The sequence below is a fragment of the Streptomyces sp. NPDC027962 genome, assembly GCF_055566095.1.
Genome location: NZ_JBVHTA010000124.1, coordinates 1 through 1130, shown reverse-complemented (window position 1 = coordinate 1130; position 1130 = coordinate 1). Strand labels below are relative to the sequence as shown.

At 66.3% G+C, this 1130-nt stretch carries 1 protein-coding gene; it reads left to right on the top strand.

What is annotated here, in order from left to right; genetic code table 11:
* Nucleotides 1-45: 45 nt before the first annotated feature.
* Nucleotides 46-1130: IS630 family transposase (locus ACZ4SA_RS36980; RefSeq protein ID WP_468283274.1), on the top strand; the 1085-nt coding region annotated here is incomplete at its 3' end.

Below are 1130 nucleotides of genomic sequence, written 5' to 3'. Positions count from 1 at the left end.
TAGTGTCCTGAGTCGTTAGTTCGCTTGCGGTTGTAGGGTGGGGTGATGCCTGGTCCGAAGCCGTTGCCTCTGGAGCTGTCCGATCACGAACGCCGGGTGCTGCGGGGCTGGTTGCGCAAGCAGACGGCGTCTCAGGCGCTGGTGTTGCGGTCGAGGATCGTGCTGGCGTGTGCGGACGGCGCGTCGAACGCGCGGGTCGCGGATGACCTGGGCATCTCGCGGGAGACGGTGCGTAAGTGGCGGTCCCGGTTCGTTGCGGACCGGCTGGAGGGCCTGGTGGACCGGCCGCGTTCGGGGGCGCCGCGGCAGATCACGGACGAGCAGGTCGAAGCCCTGGTCGCGAGGACGCTTGGCCAGGCGCCGCCGACGGGTGATTCGCACTGGTCGACGCGTTCGATGGCCGAGGCAGAGAGCATGTCGCAGTCGGCTGTCTCGCGGATCTGGCGGGCGTTCGGTCTCAAGCCGCACATCGTGGAGACGTGGAAGCTGTCGACCGACCCGCAGTTCGTGACCAAGGTCCGCGACGTGGTGGGCATTTACCTGTCCCCACCGGAGAACGCCCTGGTCCTGGCGGTGGACGAGAAGTCTCAGATACAGGCCCTGGACCGGACCCAGCCGGTACTGCCGATGGCGCCGACCACGCCGACGAAGATGACGCACGACTACGTCCGGCACGGCACGACCAGCCTCTTCGCCGCCCTGGACATCGCCTCCGGCTCGGTCATAGCCCAGCACTACCGCCGCCACCGCCACCAGGAGTTCCTCCGCTTCCTGAAGGTCATCGACGCCGCCGTACCCAAGCACCTCGAACTCCACCTGATCCTGGACAACTACGCCACCCACAAGACCGAGCCGGTCAAGAAGTGGCTGCTGCGACACCCCCGCTTCCACCTGCACTTCACCCCCACCTCGGCGTCCTGGCTCAACCTCGTCGAACGCTGGTTCGCCGAGCTGACCTGCCGCAAACTCCGCCGCTCAGCCCACCGCAGCGTCGTCGAGCTCGAACGGGACATCCGAGGCTGGATCAACGAGTGGAACAAGAACCCCAAGCCGTTCATCTGGACGAAGACCGCCGACGACATCCTCGACACCCTCGCCGCCTACTGCACACGAATTAACGACTCAGGACA